Below are 235 nucleotides of genomic sequence, written 5' to 3' on the forward strand. Positions count from 1 at the left end.
TAGGCGCCGGCTCTGCCGAGGGATCAATGGATGCCGGGAACATCCTGAAACCGGCGCTTGCCAGAGGCGAGCTGCAGGTCATCGGGGCGACAACGCTGAAAGAGTACCGCCAGATTGAAAAAGATGCGGCGCTTGAAAGACGCTTCCAGCCTGTCATGGTTCACGAGCCTACAATAGAACAAGCCATCAGCATTCTGGAAGGCATTAAAGATAAATACGAGAAATACCACGGCGT

The 235-nt window shown here is 54.0% G+C and carries 1 pseudogene; it reads left to right on the top strand.

Annotated elements, in window-relative coordinates:
• Positions 1–235 (top strand): annotated as a pseudogene (locus tag SB658_RS27575) (ATP-dependent Clp protease ATP-binding subunit); the annotation flags it as partial.

This window comes from Bacillus sp. SIMBA_008 (assembly GCF_046535495.1).
GTDB lineage: Bacteria > Bacillota > Bacilli > Bacillales > Bacillaceae > Bacillus > Bacillus subtilis.